The following is an 18,623-nucleotide window of genomic DNA, read 5'->3' on the forward strand; positions in this document are numbered from 1 at the left end:
TGTTGAACGAACAGGTCACGCGCCAGGACGACTGCGTCGAAACCGTCAGCACCACCTACCACGAAGTGGCCGGCCAGCGTTTCGAAAACCAGCCGGAAAAGTTCCAGCTACCCCACGTCATGACAAAGCATTGGAGCCTGGCGAATGATCCGCGGCAGTATCGGGAAGAAAACGTCACCACCGACTACGACGCGTTCGGCAACCTGACCGAGGAGACCCAAGCCAACGGTATTCGTACGGTGCATGAATACTACCCCGCCGATGCTGAAGGGTTCGTTCAACATCCGCAAAAAAACTGGGTGTATCCCGCCACTGACGGCGAAGCAGGCGCCGATGTTCTGCGGACCGATTATGCGTACTACGTGCTGGCGCCTCTGGACAACCTTGCTGGCGGTGAATGGTTGCCTGAGCGTGAAACGCTGGTACGCGATACCGATGGCGCGACGCTGCGCGAAACCACCATCAGGTACTACCAGGATGCGGCTGACCGCTTGAGTTACGGACGGCGACAGAGCGAAGAACGCCGCCATGGCGAGGCGGTGACCAAGGTGGGGTATGTCTATGTCGAAGACACTTTCCACTACGATAAAGACGATAAGGTCGGCCACCCGGTTGTCAGGACCACCGAGACCCTCGAAGGGTTCGATCATGGTCAGGATCATGGGGATGAGCAGGGTGTGCGTGATACGCGCAAGGAACTGACACTGCTGCAATCTGTGCTCATTGGCGAGCCCGTGCTCAATCGTGACGATAACGACGTGGAAATCAGCTACTTCTACGATCGGGTGGGCAGAGTGTTACGTGAGACCGTGTCACCGAACGATTCCAAGTACAAAGCGAGTCGTCATTACACCTACGCGCTGGCGGCTGCTCCAGGCCAACAGGCGGTGCAGACGCAAGAGGACGTCAAAGGGGTCGTCACCTGGAGTTATGTCGATGGCCTCGGCCGTGAGGTCCGGGAAGAGCGCCAGGATACTGACTTCGGCCTGACTCCGCTTGCTCGCAAGGCCCCGCGCATCAGTTTTACGGTGGCGTTCGATGCCTTGGGCAACAAGGTCGAGGAGGTCGAGTACGACTGGTTGGAGCGCAAGAACTTGAAGTTGATGACCCGGTATGAATACGACGGGTGGGGGCAGCCGTGCTGTGTCATCGGCCCGGACGGGGTGCGCGTTCACGAGCGAATCGATCAGCAGGGCAGTACCCAGTCGCGCAATGGGCCGGTGGTGACGCAGTATCGCGAGTCGGCTGACGGCGAGACGCTCACCGGCGAAACGGTAACCTGGTTGAACCGCTTCGGCGAGCCTGCTCGGGTGGCGCGTTTCTACACCGACGGCAAACCGTACAGTGTTGATCAATCCTTCCATGACGGCCTGGGCCGCCTGGCGCGTGAGGTCGACGCCCGTGGCGGGCAGGTGACGTTCACCCGTGATGCTTTTGACAGGTTGGTAGACCACACCCTGGCCGATGGTGCAGTGGTGCATCGCGACTATGCAGCACACAGTGGTGAGGACTTACCGACCCTGATCAAGGTTGTCCATCGGGATGGTGCAACCGAAAGCGTGCTGGGCCATCAACTGTTCGACGGCCTTGATCGGATGATCGTTTCGATCACCGGAGGGCGCCGCCGGGCCATGCAATATGAGCATGGTCAGCGTCAGCCCAGGTTCGTGAAGACGCCGAAACAGCACATGATCGAGTATGAGTATGCGCCACCATTGGGTGAAGAACCTTTGGGGCGGCGCCTTGTCGATGCGAACGTCAATGCGCGGTATGAATATGATGCGCAGAACGCCAGGTTAATATCCTGCCTCGAACAGCCCGAGGTGGAGGGGCGAGCGCTGAATCCGGCCCAGTTCCAAGGGCTGGCGCGTGAGTATTTCTCCAACGGCGAGCTTAAATCGGAAACGCGCACGCTGGGGCAGGAAGCACCTTTCGAGATGCACTATGTGCACAGCCTGCGCGGTCGTCTCGTGGCCTATACCGATGTGCTGGGGCAGTTGCAGTCCTATGAGTACGATGACAAGGGGCGGCTCGAGAAGACCTCTCTGGGGGCAACGTCCAGCGTATTTGAATATGACGAACTCGGGCGCACTCGGCGTTTCACCACGGTGGAGGGCGATGAGGTTGCAGGTCAGCGCCTGACGACCGAGTTGGAATATGATGATTTCGAGCGGGAGCATCTGCGGCGCTTTATTTTTACCGATGCCGTACAAGAACTGGAGCAGGAATACAGTGTGGTTGATGCCATCGTGCGCAAGGCACTGACGGACATTGGAAATAAGCCGGCGGAGAACGCGTTATTACGTGAGGATCACTTCGAATACGACGCGCGGGCCAGGCTCGTGTATTACACCAGTGAGGGGCCATTATCCCCCGTCGATCCTTATGGTGTGGTCATTGAATCTCAGGACTTCTACCTGGATGACCTTGATAATATCGAGGCAGTGCGCACCTGGCATGCCGATGGGCGTATCGATGTTATTTACGCATTCGACAACCCGGACGACCCGGCACAATTGACGGGCCTTGAGGTGACGAAATTGCGCGGCGAAAAGTATGTTAATGCCGCCGGGCGCTGGGAACTTTCAGAGGGGGCAGTTGAAACCCTGGCACGTCAGGACATTGTTCTTGAGTACGACCCCGATGGCAATCTTGTTCGGGATGAAGCCGGTCGAATCCTTGGCTACGACCCTTTGGGGCGTCTCGTCAGTGTTGAACTGCCTGAGGGAGGGGAAGTCGGCAGTTACGGTTACGATCCACTTGATCGGTTGGCAGATCAGTCGACCCTTTAGTACACCGTTATCTATAAGCGTGCCGTCGGCCAGTCGAGGGGGCGGCTGGCCTGCACGTGATCGTGGAGGTCAAACTCTCATATAGGTGAAGCCATGAAGATTATTTTCTACTCTGAAAAAGCCCGCTGACGCGGCTAATAGTTTGCAACTGGTGCACGCGGCTGCTGGCGATGCGCAATTTTCGTTGCGCGATGGGCCGGTCGACCTCGGCGCCTTTTCATACGACTTGGTACAGCGGGGGCAACGACTGGTTCCTAGACGGCGCCAGCAAAATGATCAGCCCGGGCACAGCGTCGGTGCTTGCCCTGTACAGTGCGGCCCCAACCATGTGGTACGGGGAGTTGAGTTCGTTGCGCAGCCGCATGGGTGAACTGCGCCTGGATGAGCGAAAGTCCGGCGGCTGGGTCAGGGCCTATGGCAACAAATACAACGTCGCACAGGCCAGCGGTATGGGCTACCAGCAGCTTGAGGTAAAAGCCAAGCCTGTGCCGCGCAGTTTCACTTGGCCATTGGTGCCCAAGGCCACGGGAACAGCAGAAACCGTCAGGCTGGCGCTGGACGGGATTGGCGCGCCGCTCGAATACCAAGGGCAGAGCAGGCGATACGAGATCCCCTTGGCCAAGGTGGTGGCCCATGCCGGCAAGATTGTCGAGGTGCGCTATCGGGTTGTAGCAAAGGAGGGCGAATTGCCTTCGGCTGTGCGTAAGGTGAACGTGCAGGCGCCACCTACCAGTGCTTATCGAAGCCCGTATGTGCAAGGCGCCGGCGTGTCGGGGACGCAAGTTTACCTCAGCAAGGTTGGCACCTGGACCGATGTGTTGATGGACCCCTGGTACCTGATGTTCCCTGAGCAAAAAGTATCGAAGTATCAGGAGTCTTGCCGGGGAGCGGCGAGGTCAAGGAAACGCTGCTGGATGGGTATGAGGTCAAGGCGTCTGATTTGACCGCAGGCATCAAGACACGCCTTGATAAGGCATTCTTGCAGAGGCTCGTGGTTCCCAGTTCGTTCACAATCACGTCGAAATTGAGCTTCGATGGCGGGGAGAGTTGGCGGATGACCAGGTCGATCAATCTAAGCCTGTTCAGTTGAGCGAGTGGCCTAATGGCGCGTCACGGTTTGGCTCGTGGGGGCGCTCAAACCACCGTAATCGTTGATGATGGTGAACGTGAGCGCTATGTCCTGATTACCTGTTTGCGCCGGTAATGGAAAGTGCTGTCGCCCCATGGGGATGGCCATTGCCTTGGCGTCGAGCTGTTCGCCGTTGACCTCGAGGCGGCCGAATGTGAAATGGAAGGGGGTCGGGTTGTCCACGACCAACTGCCAAGCACCATCGAGCTGTTGAGCAGACCACTGCAGTTCGTTGAGCCGGGTTTCAGGTTTTTCCTTGAGCTGGCTTGGGCGGTAGAACAGCTTGATGCGTGTGCGCAGGGCAATGTTCAGCACGTTGCGGGCATCAGGGTCGACCTGCGGTAACTCCTGGACATTGAAGTAGAACAGCGACTCGCGATCGGTTGGCAGGTCGTTCGGCAGGACATTGATCTGTACCAACTGCTCACGGCCAGAGTCCAGGCGGAACAGTGCCGGTGAGGCGAGCAGCGGGACACTCGTGGTGGTGTCATCACTTGCCGTGTTGACCCAGACTTGAGCTGCATAGGCAGCTTTGCTGGGGTTGGCGACTACCAGCGAAGCGCTGCGCTTGTTGCTGGGCAACACGATGCGTGTGCTGTCGATGGTCAGTGCTGCCTGGGCAATGGGGGCCAGCAAGCTCAGGCATGTGGCGGCCACTGTGGCACGAAGTGCGGAGAAAAGAGGAGGCATGGACATGCGGAAAACCTGGACAGATGTGGCTTGATAGCGGTCCAGGCGCCTGTAAGCGCCTGGATTGATCGTTTAGCGGATGTCGACTAGGAAATCGACGCTGGTGTCGATTCTCCCTTCAGGCACGCTACCCGCTGTGGTCTTCAGTCGGGCGGTAAAGTGCATATCGGTTGGAAGGTTTTCGTCCAGGTCATGGGCATTGGATTCGGTCTCTGGTGGCAGCGGGGTGCTGCTCCGGTCGAGGATCTCCAAGGCTAGGTTGCTGGTGTAGCCAACACCACTTTGCAGTGCGTACAGCTTGCCAGTCGGGTCGGCACCGAAGCGCGGAGAGAACTTCACGAAGGCCTTCTTGGTGGGGTCGATGCTACAGGAGGCGTCAGGCGTGATGCGCAGGGAGAACGGCACCATTGCGGTGTTTTGATCCTCAGCAGTGAAGTCCCGCGTGCGGAAGTGGCCCAGATGGATAGGCTGGCTTGGGCCGCCTGGGTGTACCACTTCGATAGGGCAAGTGCCGCCAGTGGTGACGGTGCCCTGGAAATTGATAATGCCTGTATTGGCCATGGCCGCGGTGCTGGATAAGCTGATGGCTAATGCCACAAAGTGTTTTTTCACAATGATGTCCAAATGACGTGTTAAGTAAGGCCTCAAGCTGAACAACAACGATGCTCCGCTCGATGGCACGGCTGCAGAGTAGGCTGAATCAAGCACCTGATCTGTAGGAAAGTTCGCGTTGCTTGCCTGAATTTTACGACACGTCATTCGGTTTTTTACGAGCCCTGCCCGCCGCTGAAGCGAGTGGATAACAGCGCTTGGCGGTCAGTGAGTACTGCCGTGCCCTGGCTTGCTCAACAACTGCTTTTCCTGATGCCAGTCAAAGGGCTCGCCATTCTGTTCGGCTTCAAATCGATGCTCTTCCAATTGCTGGTACAGCGCCAGTTCTTCGTCTGGCATGAAGTGCAGGCAATCGCCAGCAAAGAACCACAACAGGTCGCGCGGTACCAGGTGTGCGATTTGCGGGTAGCGCTGGATTACCTGGCAGATCAGGTCTTGGCCCAGGTATTGGCTCTCCAGTGGGTCTTGTGGCAACAGCTTCAGCAGTTCGTCGAAGCGTTCGAGGAACAGGGCGTGGCTTTCTTCCGGCACCTGCTCTGCGTCACCCAGTGCAACCAGGATGGTGCGCAGGTGCTGGAGCAGTTGCAGGTGGTATTCCAGGTTGGGGTTGGCCATGGAATGGGTCCTCGGTATGGCTGAAACGGGGGGCGGAGTATACGCCGCGCCCCCTTTCGAGCGAAGGGTCAGCGCACCTTGCCCGGTTCAGCCAGCAACTGCGCCTTGTCGAATGCATCGACGTCGATCACTTTTCTGCGCGCGTTCTCGGCTTCGTGCAGACGCAGGCCTTCACCAGGCTGCAGCACTCCGGCCGCGAGGGCTGCGTCGATGGCGGACTGGCCGGCGGTTGATTGGACGTCCCCCTCCTTGATGGCTTGATGCAATGCCTTGCGCAGTGGCGCCGTGTCGTCCAGTAGATCGCTGGCTCGCTGCAGCGCTGCCACCGGGTCGCCTTCTGCCTGGGGCCTGTAGCAACCGGCCAGCAGCTCTTCCAGTGCAGGGTCACCCTTGCTGCGGCCGATCAGTTCGGCTACTTCGGCATCCAGTTCATCACTGGGGCCTGTATGACGACGGCCAAACGGAAACACCAGCACGCGCAGCGCGCAGCCCATGAAGCGGTTGGGGAAGTTGTCGAGCAGACGGTCCAGCGCATTTTCCGCCTGGCCGAGACTCTCCTCCATTGCCCAGCGCAACAGCGCTCGCATGTGCTCTGGGGAGCCCAGATCGTGATAGCGCTTGAGCGCGGCAGAGGCCAGGTACAAGTAGCTCAGCACATCACCCAGGCGTGCGCTCAGGCGTTCGCGGCGCTTGAGTGCCCCGCCCAGCAGCATCATCGACAAGTCGGCCATCAGTGCAAAGGCTGCCGCCTGGCGGTTGAGGGCGCGGAAGTAGCCCTGGCTCAGGGCATCGCCCGGCACTTTTTCCAGGTGGCCCAACCCCAGTCCATACACCAAGGTGCTGGCCGCATTGCCGGCGGCGAACATGATGTGCTTCAACAGCAGTTCATCGAACTCGATCAGCGCCTGGTCACGGTCTTCGCGAGCGGCCAGTGCCATCTCCTTGAGTACGAACGGGTGGCAGCGGATGGCGCCCTGGCCAAAGATCATCAGGTTGCGCGAGAGGATATTGGCGCCTTCGACGGTGATGAAGATCGGCGCCCCTTGCCAGTTGCGCCCCAGGTAGTTGTTGGGGCCCATGATGATGCCCTTGCCGCCGTGTACGTCCATGGCGTGCTGGATGCTTTCGCGGCCACGTTCGGTCAGGTGGTACTTGAGAATGGCCGACAACACCGAAGGTTTCTCGCCCAGGTCCACGGCCTTGGCCGTCAGCAAGCGGGCGCTGTCCATCAGCCAGGCGTTGCCGCCGATGCGGGCCAGCGATTCCTGGATACCTTCGAAGGCGGCCAGCGGCACGTTGAACTGTTCGCGAATATTCGCGTACTGGCCGGTCACCAGGCTGGTGTACTTGGCCGCGCCTGTGCCTACGGCTGGCAGCGAGATGGAACGGCCCACCGACAGGCAGTTCATCAGCATCATCCAGCCCTTGCCGAGCATGTCCTTGCCGCCGATGAGGAAGTCCAGGGGCACGAACACGTCCTTGCCACTGTTAGGGCCATTCATGAAGGCCGCGCCCAGTGGCAGGTGGCGCTTGCCGATTTCAACGCCAGGGGTATCGGTCGGGATCAGCGCCAGGCTGATACCGAGCTCTTCTTCTTCGCCAAGCAGATGGTCTGGGTCATAGGCCTTGAAGGCCAGGCCCAGCAGAGTAGCGACCGGGCCCAGGGTGATGTAGCGCTTCTCCCAGTTCAGGCGCAGGCCGATGACCTCTTTACCGTGCCATTGGCCTTTGCAGATGACACCCGTGTCAGGCATGGCGCCCGCATCGGAACCGGCCAGCGGGCCGGTGAGGGCGAAGCAAGGGATATCGTCACCGCGGGCCAGGCGCGGCAAGTAGTGGTTGCGCTGTTCGTCGGTACCATAATGCAGCAGGAGCTCGGCCGGGCCCAGTGAGTTGGGGACCATGACGGTGGAGGCCAGGTCGCCGCTGCGCGTGGCCAGTTTCATGGCCACCTGGGAATGGGCATGGGCAGAGAAGCCCTTGCCGCCGTACTCCTTGGGGATGATCAGGGCGAAGAAGCCATGCGTCTTGATGTGCTGCCAGGCCTCGGGCGGCAAGTCCATGTCCTGGCCGATTTGCCAGTCACTGACCATGGCGCAGAGCGCTTCGGTCGGGCCATCGATGAAGGCCTGTTCCTCTTCGGTGAGTTTCGGCGCCGGGTAGGCGAGCAGGGTGCGCCAGTCTGGGCGGCCGCTGAACAGCTCGCCATCCCACCACACGGTGCCAGCATCGATCGCTTCGCGTTCGGTTTGCGACATAGGCGGCAAGGTGCGCTGGAACCATTTGAACACAGGGCCCGTGAATACCTTGCGGCGCCAGTCAGGCAGCACCAGCAGCGCGGTTTTGGCTGCGAGTATCAGCCAGATCACCGCTAGCAGCCAGCCGGGGGCCTTGCTGAAGATACCCATCAGCAGCGTATAGATGGCGATGATGCCGAGTATCTGCAAGGGCGGCAGGCGCCGGTGCGTGAGGTACGCAGCGCCGATCACCAGAACCACCAACCACAACAGCAACATAATCACTCCTCCTTGGAACCAGGGGCTAGAGCTAACCCACAGAGCTTAGACGCAACGCTATGAACGGCATCGTCAGAACAGTGACAGGGTGTGGCAGCAGGAGTTTCAGGGCATCGTCTGTCTATGCTGGTACAGGCGGCGCAGGTCTGGAGTAGACTTCAGGCCTCTGCACTCATAAGGACGTTGCCATGCTGAAGATCTGGGGCCGCAAGAACTCGAGCAATGTGCGCAAGGCGCTGTGGATCGCCCACGAGCTGGGCCTCGACTTCGAATCCATCGATGCCGGCGGCGCTTTCGGCGTGGTCAACGAGCCGCACTACCGTGCACGCAACCCCAATGGCCTGGTGCCGATGCTCGAAGATGGCGACCTGACCCTGTGGGAGTCCAATACCATCGTGCGCTACCTCTGCGCCGAATATGGCCAAGAGCAGGGTTGGTACCTGGACGACCCGCGGCAGCGGGCCCTGGCAGACAAGTGGATGGACTGGACCACCTCGTCCTTCGCCACCCCGTTCCGCCCGTTGTTCTGGGGCCTGCTGCGCACGCCTGAAGACCAGCGCGACTGGGTGGCGATCAACGCCGCACACAAGCAGTGCGCGCAATTGCTGGCGATTGCCGATGAAACCCTGGCCAGGCAACCCTACCTTTCCGGTGACCAGATCGGCATGGGCGACATCCCACTGGGTAGCTTCATCTATGCCTGGTTCGAACTGCCCATCGAACGCCCGGCCATGTATCACCTGGAGGCCTGGTACGCGCGCCTCAAACAGCGCCCTGCCTATCAGGCAGCGGTGATGACAGCGCTGACTTGAACCTGCCTCGATAGTCACTATCAATACACATGACTGTACTTGTGCGGCCAGCCCTAGCACCATGGCCGCACTCACTGCGCCAGTGATTTGCCCTGGCGTGTCCTGACCTTTTCACTCGGTACGTGACCCGCTATGAGTTCTGCCCTGTCCATTCGACAGCTGACCAAAACCTACGGTAATGGCTTCCAGGCCCTCAAAGGCATCGATCTGGACGTCGCCGAAGGTGACTTTTTCGCCTTGCTCGGCCCCAACGGCGCCGGTAAATCCACCACCATCGGTATTCTTTCGACCCTGGTCAACAAGACCAGCGGCACGGTGAACGTGTTCGGCCACGACCTGGACCGCGAGCCTTCTGCGCTCAAGCGCTGCCTGGGCGTGGTGCCGCAGGAATTCAACTTCAACCAGTTCGAAAAGACCTTCGATATCGTCGTCACCCAGGCCGGCTATTACGGCATCCCACCCAAGCTTGCCAGGGAGCGCGCCGAGCAGTACCTGACCCAGTTGGGCCTGTGGGACAAGCGCGACGTGCAGTCGCGTTCGCTGTCGGGTGGCATGAAGCGCCGGCTGATGATTGCCCGTGCGCTGATCCATGAACCGCGCCTGCTGATTCTCGATGAGCCCACCGCTGGTGTGGACATCGAGCTGCGCCGGTCGATGTGGAGCTTCCTCACCGAGCTCAACCAGAAGGGCATCACTATCATCCTCACCACGCATTACCTGGAAGAGGCTGAGCAGCTGTGCCGTAACATCGGCATCATCGACCACGGCACCATCGTCGAGAACACCAGCATGCGCCAGCTACTGGGCAAGCTGCATGTCGAAACCTTCGTCCTCGACCTCAAGCAGGACCTGCCCGCCGCCCCTGTGCTACAGGGCTACCCGTGCCGGTTGATCACCCCGCATACCCTGGAGGTGCAGGTGGACAAGGACATCGGCATCACGGCGCTGTTCGGCCAGCTGGCGCTGCAGAACATCGAAGTGCAGAGCTTGCGCAACAAGACCAACCGACTTGAGGAGCTGTTCGTGTCCCTGGTGGAAAAAAACCTGTCGAAGGTGGCCGTATGAGTGTGGAACTGCGCACCAACTGGGTCGCCCTCAACACCATCGTCTACCGTGAAGTGCGGCGCTTCCTGCGGATCTGGCCACAGACCTTGCTGCCGCCAGCGATCACCATGGTCCTGTACTTCGTCATCTTCGGTAACCTGATCGGCCGGCAGATCGGCGACATGGGTGGTTTTACCTACATGGAGTACATCGTGCCCGGGTTGATCATGATGTCGGTGATCACCAACTCTTATGGCAATGTGGTGTCGAGTTTCTTCGGCAGCAAGTTCCAGCGCTCGATCGAAGAACTGATGGTGTCGCCGGTATCGCCGCACACCATTCTCGTCGGCTATGTGCTGGGCGGCGTATTGCGTGGGCTGGCAGTGGGGGTGATCGTCACGATCCTGTCGATGTTCTTTACTCACCTGCAGGTGCATCACCTTGGCGTCACTGTCGTCGTGGTGCTGCTGACGGCCACGATTTTCTCGTTGCTCGGCTTCGTCAACGCGGTGTTCGCACGTAACTTCGATGACATCTCGATCATCCCCACTTTCGTGCTGACGCCGCTGACGTACCTGGGCGGGGTGTTCTATTCGATCAACCTGCTGCCGCCGTTCTGGCAGGCCGTGTCAATGGCCAACCCGGTGCTGCACATGGTCAACTCGTTCCGCTACGGCATCCTAGGGGTGTCGGATATCAGCATTGGCACGGCGATCACCTTCATGCTGGTCGCCACTGCGGTGCTCTACACCCTCTGCATTCGCCTGCTGGTCAGCGGCCGCGGCATGCGTGCATGAGCATTTGAGCTTGCGCCGGCGCCACTGCCGGCCAACCCACCAGCGCCAGTACAGCATGGTGGTGAAGTAGGCGAGGATGCCCAGCACCACGCCGCACACCACCGAGCCCAGCAGGAAGGGTTGCCACACGGTCGACAGCTGGTCGGTGATCCATTCGAAGGTCAGTTCGTCGGGCAGTGTGCGCGGCGGAATTTGCAACAGCCAGGCGCCGGTCATGTAGGTGATGAAGAACACCGGTGGCATGGTCAGCGGGTTGGTCAGCCATACCAGGCTGACGGCGATTGGCAGGTTGCCACGTACCGGGATCGCCAACGCAGCGGCCAGCAGCATCTGCATGGGGATGGGGATCAGCGCTGCGAACAGCCCCACGCCCATGGCCCGAGCCACCGAGTGCCGGTTCAGGTGCCAGAGGTTCGGGTCGTGCAGCAATTTGCCGAAAAAGCGTAAGGACTTGTGTTCCCGAATGCTGGTCGGATCCGGCATGTAGCGTTTGAAAAGACGGCGCGGCATGTAGGCTCCCGGGGCGTTTATCGGGCCAGTATGCCTTGAATCCCTAACCGCCTCGTTTAGAGTTTGTGACAATTGTTGAGCAAGGTTTGCCAGCATTTGCGCTATGCCTCAGAAGGTCATTTCGCTTCTGGGGCTCTACCTTATGCGCACAGGGATGTTTGCGCTCGCACTCGGGCTGCTTTGCCTGGGTTTTCTTCCCGTATTGCCATCGGTCGGATGGCTGCTTGTGCTGTTGCTCGGCGCCGTCGCCAGCCTGTTCACCCGGTTGTGGCCATTGGGCTGCTTTGTGCTGGGGCTGTGCTGGGCGTGCTGGTCGGCCCAGCACGCGCTGGACGATCGGCTCGCGCCTGGGCTTGATGGCCGCACAGTGTGGCTGGAGGGCAGGGTAGCCGGCCTGCCGAGCCGCACTGCGCAAGGTGTGCGGTTCGAGCTGGAGCAGGCCGCTTCGCGGCGTGGCGCATTGCCACGGCGCTTGCAGCTGAGCTGGTACGACGGGCCGCCACTCAGGGCGGGCGAGCATTGGCGTTTGGCGGTGACCTTGCAGCGCCCTGCCGGGCTGCTGAACCCGCACGGGCCTGATCGCGAAGCACAGTTGCTGGCCCGGCGGATTGGCGCCACTGGCACGGTCAAGGCTGGGCAGGTGTTGAGCGCAGTGGCCGGTGGCTGGCGGGACGAACTGCGCCAACGCCTGCTGGCGGTCGATGCCAACGGCCGGCAGGCGGCGCTGGTGGCGTTGGTGCTTGGGGATGGCGGGGGCCTGGCCCGCGAGGATTGGCAGACGTTGCAGGCCACGGGTACGGTCCACCTGCTGGTGATCTCTGGGCAGCATATCGGCCTGGTCGCGGGCCTGCTGTATGGCTTGGTCGCCGGGCTGGCGCGGTGGGGGCTTTGGCCCGCACGGCTGCCCTGGTTGCCCTGGGCGTGTGGCTTGGCCATGGCGGCAGCACTGGCCTATGGCTGGCTGGCCGGCGCTGGCGTACCGGTACAGCGCGCCTGCCTGATGCTGGCCGTGGTGCTGCTCTGGCGCCTGCGTTTTCGCCACCTCGGCGCCATGCTGCCGTTGCTGCTGGCGCTGGTCGCGGTGCTGCTGGTTGAACCGTTGGCGGGGCTGTTGCCTGGGCTCTGGCTGTCGTTTTCTGCCGTGGCCATTCTTATCTATTGCTTCGGCGCCCGGTTGGGCGGCTGGCGGCCCTGGCAGGCCTGGACGCGCGCGCAGTGGGTGATCGCTATCGGTTTGCTGCCGGTGCTGCTGGCCACTGGTTTGCCGGTGAGCCTGAGCGCGCCGCTGGCCAACCTGCTGGCGGTGCCGTGGGTCAGCCTGGCGGTTTTGCCGTTGGCGTTGCTGGGTACGTTGCTTTTGCCCCTGCCGGGCTTCGGGGAGGCGCTGTTGTGGCTGGCTGGTGGCTTACTGGATGTGCTGTTCAGGGTGTTGGCCGTGGTAGCGGGCTGGCGGCCAGCCTGGGTGCCGCCGGCTCTGCCGCTGTGGGCCTGGGCGTTGGTTGGCGTGGCCGCGCTGTTGGTGTTGTTGCCCCGTGGCGTGCCCATGCGCGGGTTGGGTGGGGTCATGCTGCTGGCCCTGTGGGTACCCAGAGAGCCGGTGGCGGCAGGGCAGGTGGAAGTCTGGCAGTTGGATGTCGGCCAGGGGCTGGCGGTACTGCTGCGTACCCGTCATCACAGCCTGCTCTACGATGCCGGGCCGGCCAAGGGTGAGTACGACCTGGGCGAGCGGGTGGTGCTGCCAACCCTGCGCAAGTTGGGGGTGGGCAGCCTTGACCTGATGTTGATCAGCCACGCCCACGCCGACCATGCGGGCGGTGCTGGGGCTATCCACCGTGGGCTGCCGGTCAGGCGGATGCTGGGTGGCGAGGCGCTGGAGGGCCTGGCGCTGCAACCATGTGTCAGTGGGGAGCAATGGGAATGGGATGGCGTGCGCTTTTCGCTATGGCGTTGGGCTGAAGGGCAGAGCAGCAATGACCGCTCTTGTGTGCTGCTGGTCGAGGCACAGGGGGAGCGGCTGCTGTTGGCGGGGGATATGGAGGCGGGTGCCGAACGGTCATGGCTGGCGGCCCACGGGGCGACACGTATCGATTGGTTGCAGTCACCGCACCATGGCAGCCGTAGTTCGTCCACCGAGGCGTTTATCCGCGCTACGGCGCCGCGCGGGGTACTGATTTCGCGGGGGCGTAACAACAGTTTTGGTCATCCACATGCGCAAGTGGTCGAACGTTATCGGCGGCATGGGCTGGCGATTCATGATACGGCGGTGGAAGGGGCGTTGCGGTTGGTGTTGGGGGCGCAGGGGGCGGTGGAAGGTGTGCGCGGGCAGCGGCGGTTTTGGCGGGGTGGGGAATGAGTCCCTGAAGCGCTACCGCTGAAAACCCGGCAGCCAATTCCCTGACCTTCGGCAGATGAGCCCCCTGCGCTCCTATGATAGAGTGGCGGCCTTTTTCCGAAGGGGCGTTTACTGTGTGGGAATTGGTCAAGTCCGGTGGTTGGATGATGCTGCCGATCATTCTGAGTTCCATCGTTGCCATGGCTATCGTCGTCGAGCGCCTGTGGACCCTGCGCGCCAGCCGCGTGACCCCGCCACACCTGCTGGGCCAGGTCTGGATGTGGATCAAGGACAAGCAACTCACCAGTGACAAGCTCAAGGCCCTGCGCGCCGATTCGCCGTTGGGCGAAATCCTCGCTGCGGGCCTGGCCAACTCACGCCATGGTCGCGAGATCATGAAAGAGTGCATCGAGGAGGCCGCGTCGCGCGTCATCCACGACCTTGAGCGTTACATCAGCACCCTCGGCACCATTGCCGCGATGGCCCCGCTGCTGGGCTTGCTGGGCACCGTATTGGGCATGATCGACATCTTCAGCGCCTTCATGGGCTCGCAGATGACTGCCAATGCCGCTGTCCTGGCCGGCGGTATCTCCAAGGCACTGGTCACCACCGCAGCGGGCTTGATGATCGGTATCCCGGCGGTGTTCTTCCACCGCTTCCTGCTGCGCCGCATCGATGAGCTGGTAGTCGGCATGGAGCAAGAGGCGATCAAGCTGGTGGAAGTGATCCAGGGCGACCGCGAAGTCGAAGTGGCCGGAGGCAAGGCGTGAAGTTTCGGCGCAATCGCCAGCGGGAGAACGTCGACATCAACCTGGCGTCGTTGATCGACGTGGTGTTCGTCCTGCTGCTGTTCTTCGTGGTCACCACCACCTTCACCCGCGAGACCCAGCTGCGCGTCGAGCTGCCCGAGGCCGCCAGTGCCGAGCAGCCGCCGGCCGATGAGGGCAAGCGGGTGGAGATCACCATCAGCGCCGAGGGCGTGTATTCGGTGAACAACAACCTGCTGCCCAAGAGCGACCTGGCCACCTTGAGCGAGGCCATCGAGCAGGCGGCGGGCGGTGATCACAGCTTGCCACTGGCGATCAGCGCCGATGGCAAGACCCCGCACCAGGCCGTGGTTACCGCGATGGATGCGGCCGGCAAGCTCGGCTTCAGCCAGTTGCGCATGACCACCGTCGAGGCCGCCCAGGGGACGCCTTGATGGCCTTCGCCGACCGATTGCTCGCTGCCTGGTACGCCGGGCATCCGGCCCTGGCGCTGCTGCGCCCGCTCGAAGCCCTGTACCGCCGTGTGGTGATGCGCAAGCGTGCGCGTTTTCTCAGGGGTGAAAGCGTCAGCTACCGAGCCCCGGTGCCGGTCATCGTGGTGGGCAATATCACTGTGGGCGGTACTGGCAAGACGCCGATGATCCTCTGGCTGATCGAGCATTGCCGAAATCAGGGGCTCAAGGTCGGGGTGGTCAGCCGCGGTTATGGCGCCAAGCCCATGCATCTGCCCTGGCGCGTCGAGGCCGATCAGCGCGCCGAACAGGCCGGTGATGAACCGCTGTTGATCGTGCAGCGCACCGGCGTGCCGCTGATGATCGACCCTGATCGGTCCCGCGCCGTACAGGCGCTGCTGGCCAGCGAGCCGCTTGACCTGATCCTGTGCGATGACGGCATGCAGCACTACCGCCTGGCGCGCGACCTTGAGCTGGTGCTGATTGATGCCGCACGTGGCCTTGGCAATGGGCGTTGCCTGCCGGCCGGGCCACTGCGCGAACCGGTCGAACGCCTGCAAGAGGCCGATGCGGTGCTGTTCAACGGTGCCAGCGCTGATTCGCAGGCAGGTTTTTCCTTCCGCTTGCAGCCGTCTGCGCTGGTCAATGTGCGCAGCGGCGAACGTCTCGGCCTTGATCTGTTCCCGGCAGGCCAGCGCCTGCATGCGGTGGCGGGTATCGGTAACCCGCAACGTTTCTTCAATACCCTGCTGGGGCTAAACTGGCAGCCGGTGCCGCACCCTTTTGCCGACCACGCACAATTCAGCGCCGACCGCCTGTCGTTCACACCGCCATTGCCGCTGGTGATGACCGAGAAGGACGCGGTCAAATGCCGTGCCTTCGCTGCCAACGACTGGTGGTACCTGGCCGTCGAGGCGCAGCCGTCGCCGGCGTTCAGCGCCTGGTTCGACAGCCAGCTGCAACGCTTGCTGCCCGGGCACCATAAGCCCTGAGCCCCTATTCAATTGCCGGCCACCTGGCCTCAAGGAAGCTTCCATGGACACCAAACTGCTCGATATCCTGGCCTGCCCGATCACCAAAGGCCCGCTCAAGCTCAGCGCCGACAAGACCGAGCTGATCAGCAAGGGCGCGGGCCTGGCCTACCCGATCCGCGACGGCATCCCGGTGATGCTGGAAAGCGAAGCGCGTACCCTGACCGACGACGAGCGTCTGGACAAATGAGCCTGGACTACACCGTGGTGATTCCCGCCCGCCTGCGCTCCACGCGCCTGCCGGGCAAGCCGCTGTTAATGATCGCCGGCAAGCCGATGATCCAGCACGTGTGGGAACAGGCACGTAAAAGTGCTGCCAGCCGTGTAGTCATCGCCACCGACGATGCCAGTATCGTCGAGGCCTGCCAGGCGTTTGGCGCCGAAGTGCTGCTGACCCGCGCCGACCATGAGTCCGGCACCGATCGCCTGGCCGAAGTGGCGGCGCGTCTCGGCCTGCCTGCCGACGCCATCGTGGTCAACGTGCAGGGCGACGAGCCGCTGATCCCGCCGGTGATCATCGACCAGGTGGCGGCGAACCTCGCGGCCCACCCGGAAGCCGGCATCGCCACCCTGGCCGAGCCGATCCACGAGCCGCAGGCCGTGTTCAACCCCAATGCGGTCAAGGTCGTCAGCGACAAGAACGGCCTGGCCTTGAGTTTCAGCCGTGCGCCGCTGCCCTGGGCGCGTGATGCCTTCGCCAAGGGCCGCGACCAACTGCCCGAAGGTGTGCCCTACCGCCGTCACATCGGCATGTATGCCTACCGCGTGGGCTTTTTGCAGGACTTCGTCGGCTGGGGCCCGTGCTGGCTTGAGCAGACCGAGGCGCTGGAGCAGTTGCGCGCCCTGTGGCATGGCGTGCGCATTCATGTCGAAGACGCCATCGAGGCGCCCGCCGTGGGTGTCGACACCCCTGAAGACCTGGAGCGCGTAAGGCGCCTGCTGGAGGCTTGATGCGCGTCCTGTTCGTTTGCCTGGGCAACATCTGCCGCTCGCCCACCGCCGAGGGCGTGCTGCGTCATCAGTTGCAGGCCGCAGGGCTTGCCGAGCAGGTGCACGTGGCGTCGGCTGGTACCGGTGACTGGCACGTCGGCAAGGCCCCAGACGGCCGTACCTGCAAGGCCGCGCTGGCCCGCGGGTATGACCTTTCGCAGCAACGCGCCCAGCAGGTGAGCGTGGCGCACTTTGCCGAGTACGACCTGATCCTGGCCATGGACGAGAGCAACCTGAGCCACTTGCGTGCCCTGCGCCCGCATTCGGCGTCAGGTGAGCTCGACCTTTTCCTGCGCCGCTATGGCGCAGAGCTGGATGAGGTGCCAGACCCGTACTACGGTGGCGCCGCCGGTTTCGAGCAGGTGCTGGACCTGATCGAGGTGGCGTGCCAGGCATTGGTGGTGGAAATCAAGGGGCGGTTATGACAGCGCTGTGGCAGGAGCAGGTTTCGCTCAAGCCTTTCAATACCTTCGGCATTGACGTCAAGGCCCGGCATTTCAGCCAGGTGCATGATGATGACGAGGTGCGCGAAGCGCTGGCCCAGGCGCAGCAGCGCGGGCTGCCGGTGCTGGTCATCGGCGGTGGCAGTAACCTGCTGTTGACCGGTGATATCGATGCGCTGGTGCTGCACATGGCCAGCCGTGGCCGCCGCGTGCTGAGCGATGATGGCGAGCGCGTGGTGGTTGAAGCCGAGGCGGGTGAGCCTTGGCACCCGTTCGTGCAGTGGACGCTGGCGCAAGGTTTTTGCGGGCTGGAAAACCTCAGCCTGATCCCGGGCACCGTGGGCGCAGCACCGATGCAGAACGTGGGCGCCTATGGCGTCGAGATCAAGCATGTGTTCGCCGGCTTGACTGCGCTGGATCGCCAGACCGGTGAGTTGCGTGACTTTGGTCTGGAGGAGTGCGCCTTTGGCTATCGTGACAGCCTGTTCAAGCGTAACCCTGGCCGCTGGTTGATCTTGCGGGTGCGCTTTGCACTGAGCCATACGCTGCAGGCTCACCTGGATTATGGGCCGGTGCGCCAGCGCTTGGTGGAGCAGGGCGTTGAGCAGCCCAGCGCGCAGGCGATCAGTGATGCCATCTGCAGTATTCGCCGGGAGAAGTTGCCGGACCCGGCCGAATTGGGCAATGCCGGGAGTTTTTTCAAGAACCCGGTGGTCTCTGCTGACCTTGTCGAGGGTATTCGTGGGCGTTTCCCGGGCGTTGTGGCTTACCTTCAGGCTGATGGCCAGGTGAAGTTGGCGGCGGGGTGGCTGATCGAGCAGGCGGGCTGGAAGGGGTATCGCGATGGCGATGCGGGCGTGCATCGGCTGCAGTCGTTGGTGCTGGTCAACTATGGCCAGGCGAGCGGGGCGCAGTTGCATGACTTGGCGCGGCGCATCCAGGCGGACATCCGCGAGCGGTTCGGGGTTGAGCTCGAGATGGAGCCTAATCTGTACTGATTGTTTGGCGCGGGCCGTTCCTGCGGCCGCGCAACCACCAGGCCACTAGGCAAGAAAAAGCCCCGCCAGTTCGCACTGGCGGGGCTTTTTCAT

At 62.1% G+C, this 18,623-nt stretch carries 16 protein-coding genes and 2 pseudogenes; 13 read left to right on the forward strand and 5 right to left on the reverse strand.

Annotation, left to right across the window (positions count from 1 at the left end; translation table 11 throughout):
* Together CKW22_RS19305 and CKW22_RS27955 are read left to right on the forward strand one after the other, a co-directional pair.
* Positions 1-2,792, forward strand: a 2,792-nt coding sequence (locus tag CKW22_RS19305) for an RHS repeat domain-containing protein (RefSeq protein ID WP_095064805.1), incomplete at its 5' end; no start/stop codon positions are given.
* A 136-nt stretch (positions 2,793-2,928) separates the two neighbouring features.
* Positions 2,929-3,262, forward strand: a pseudogene (locus tag CKW22_RS27955) (autotransporter outer membrane beta-barrel domain-containing protein); the annotation flags it as partial.
* Between the two features lie 629 nt (positions 3,263-3,891).
* Here the strand turns inward: CKW22_RS27955 and CKW22_RS19315 are convergent.
* The 4 genes from CKW22_RS19315 to CKW22_RS19330 form a co-directional block, all read right to left on the reverse strand.
* Positions 3,892-4,617 carry a molecular chaperone gene (locus CKW22_RS19315; RefSeq protein ID WP_084213365.1) on the reverse strand — a complete coding sequence of 242 codons (726 nt, stop codon included), beginning with the start codon at positions 4,615-4,617 and terminating at the stop codon, positions 3,892-3,894.
* 66 nt (positions 4,618-4,683) lie between these two features.
* Positions 4,684-5,223, reverse strand: a complete 540-nt coding sequence (locus CKW22_RS19320) for a fimbrial protein (RefSeq protein ID WP_160015215.1) — start codon at positions 5,221-5,223, stop codon at positions 4,684-4,686.
* Between the two features lie 204 nt (positions 5,224-5,427).
* Positions 5,428-5,838 (reverse strand): PA2817 family protein, encoded by a 411-nt coding sequence (locus tag CKW22_RS19325; protein WP_047583576.1) that lies wholly within the window; start codon positions 5,836-5,838, stop codon positions 5,428-5,430.
* Positions 5,839-5,906: 68 nt separating this feature from the next.
* Positions 5,907-8,354, reverse strand: coding sequence for an acyl-CoA dehydrogenase (locus CKW22_RS19330; RefSeq protein WP_095064807.1), 2,448 nt, complete (start codon positions 8,352-8,354; stop codon positions 5,907-5,909).
* Between the two features lie 188 nt (positions 8,355-8,542).
* Here CKW22_RS19330 and CKW22_RS19335 point away from each other — a divergent pair, with 188 nt between their 5' ends.
* From CKW22_RS19335 to CKW22_RS19345, 3 genes are all read left to right on the forward strand, one after another.
* On the forward strand, positions 8,543-9,166 hold the full coding sequence (locus CKW22_RS19335; RefSeq protein ID WP_033700589.1) for a glutathione S-transferase: 624 nt from the start codon (positions 8,543-8,545) through the stop codon (positions 9,164-9,166).
* Positions 9,167-9,298: 132 nt separating this feature from the next.
* Positions 9,299-10,231, forward strand: a complete 933-nt coding sequence (locus tag CKW22_RS19340; protein ID WP_033700587.1) for an ABC transporter ATP-binding protein — start codon at positions 9,299-9,301, stop codon at positions 10,229-10,231.
* Positions 10,228-11,007, forward strand: coding sequence for an ABC transporter permease (locus CKW22_RS19345; protein WP_033700586.1), 780 nt, complete (start codon positions 10,228-10,230; stop codon positions 11,005-11,007). The genes CKW22_RS19340 and CKW22_RS19345 overlap by 4 nt, the downstream gene beginning before the upstream one ends.
* A 12-nt stretch (positions 11,008-11,019) precedes the next feature.
* Here the strand turns inward: CKW22_RS19345 and CKW22_RS19350 are convergent.
* Positions 11,020-11,517: pseudogene (locus CKW22_RS19350) on the reverse strand (DUF2062 domain-containing protein); the annotation flags it as partial.
* A 142-nt stretch (positions 11,518-11,659) separates the two neighbouring features.
* Between CKW22_RS19350 and CKW22_RS19355 the strand changes: the two are divergent.
* The 8 genes from CKW22_RS19355 to murB all read left to right on the forward strand — a co-directional run bounded on the left by CKW22_RS19355 (position 11,660) and on the right by murB (position 18,530).
* Positions 11,660-13,870, forward strand: coding sequence for a DNA internalization-related competence protein ComEC/Rec2 (locus CKW22_RS19355; RefSeq protein ID WP_095064910.1), 2,211 nt, complete (start codon positions 11,660-11,662; stop codon positions 13,868-13,870).
* Between the two features lie 113 nt (positions 13,871-13,983).
* Positions 13,984-14,619: a MotA/TolQ/ExbB proton channel family protein gene (locus CKW22_RS19360; RefSeq protein WP_033700585.1), complete on the forward strand. Its 636-nt coding sequence runs from the start codon at positions 13,984-13,986 to the stop codon at positions 14,617-14,619.
* Positions 14,616-15,050: a biopolymer transporter ExbD gene (locus CKW22_RS19365; RefSeq protein WP_033700584.1), complete on the forward strand. Its 435-nt coding sequence runs from the start codon at positions 14,616-14,618 to the stop codon at positions 15,048-15,050. The genes CKW22_RS19360 and CKW22_RS19365 overlap by 4 nt, the downstream gene beginning before the upstream one ends.
* A complete protein-coding gene (gene lpxK, locus CKW22_RS19370) occupies positions 15,050-16,060 on the forward strand; it encodes a tetraacyldisaccharide 4'-kinase (RefSeq protein WP_095064809.1) in 1,011 nt (336 codons plus the stop codon). The genes CKW22_RS19365 and lpxK overlap by 1 nt, the downstream gene beginning before the upstream one ends.
* A gap of 43 nt (positions 16,061-16,103) precedes the next feature.
* Positions 16,104-16,289 (forward strand): Trm112 family protein, encoded by a 186-nt coding sequence (locus CKW22_RS19375; RefSeq protein WP_003247142.1) that lies wholly within the window; start codon positions 16,104-16,106, stop codon positions 16,287-16,289.
* Positions 16,286-17,050 carry a 3-deoxy-manno-octulosonate cytidylyltransferase gene (gene kdsB, locus CKW22_RS19380; RefSeq protein WP_033700582.1) on the forward strand — a complete coding sequence of 255 codons (765 nt, stop codon included), beginning with the start codon at positions 16,286-16,288 and terminating at the stop codon, positions 17,048-17,050. Before CKW22_RS19375 ends, kdsB begins: the two co-directional genes overlap by 4 nt.
* A complete protein-coding gene (locus tag CKW22_RS19385; RefSeq protein ID WP_033700581.1) occupies positions 17,050-17,514 on the forward strand; it encodes a low molecular weight protein-tyrosine-phosphatase in 465 nt (154 codons plus the stop codon). Before kdsB ends, CKW22_RS19385 begins: the two co-directional genes overlap by 1 nt.
* A complete protein-coding gene (gene murB / locus CKW22_RS19390) occupies positions 17,511-18,530 on the forward strand; it encodes a UDP-N-acetylmuramate dehydrogenase (protein ID WP_095064811.1) in 1,020 nt (339 codons plus the stop codon). The genes CKW22_RS19385 and murB overlap by 4 nt, the downstream gene beginning before the upstream one ends.
* Positions 18,531-18,623: the final 93 nt, after the last annotated feature.

It is taken from the genome of Pseudomonas sp. Irchel s3f19 (assembly GCF_900187555.1).
Classification (GTDB): domain Bacteria; phylum Pseudomonadota; class Gammaproteobacteria; order Pseudomonadales; family Pseudomonadaceae; genus Aquipseudomonas; species Aquipseudomonas capeferrum.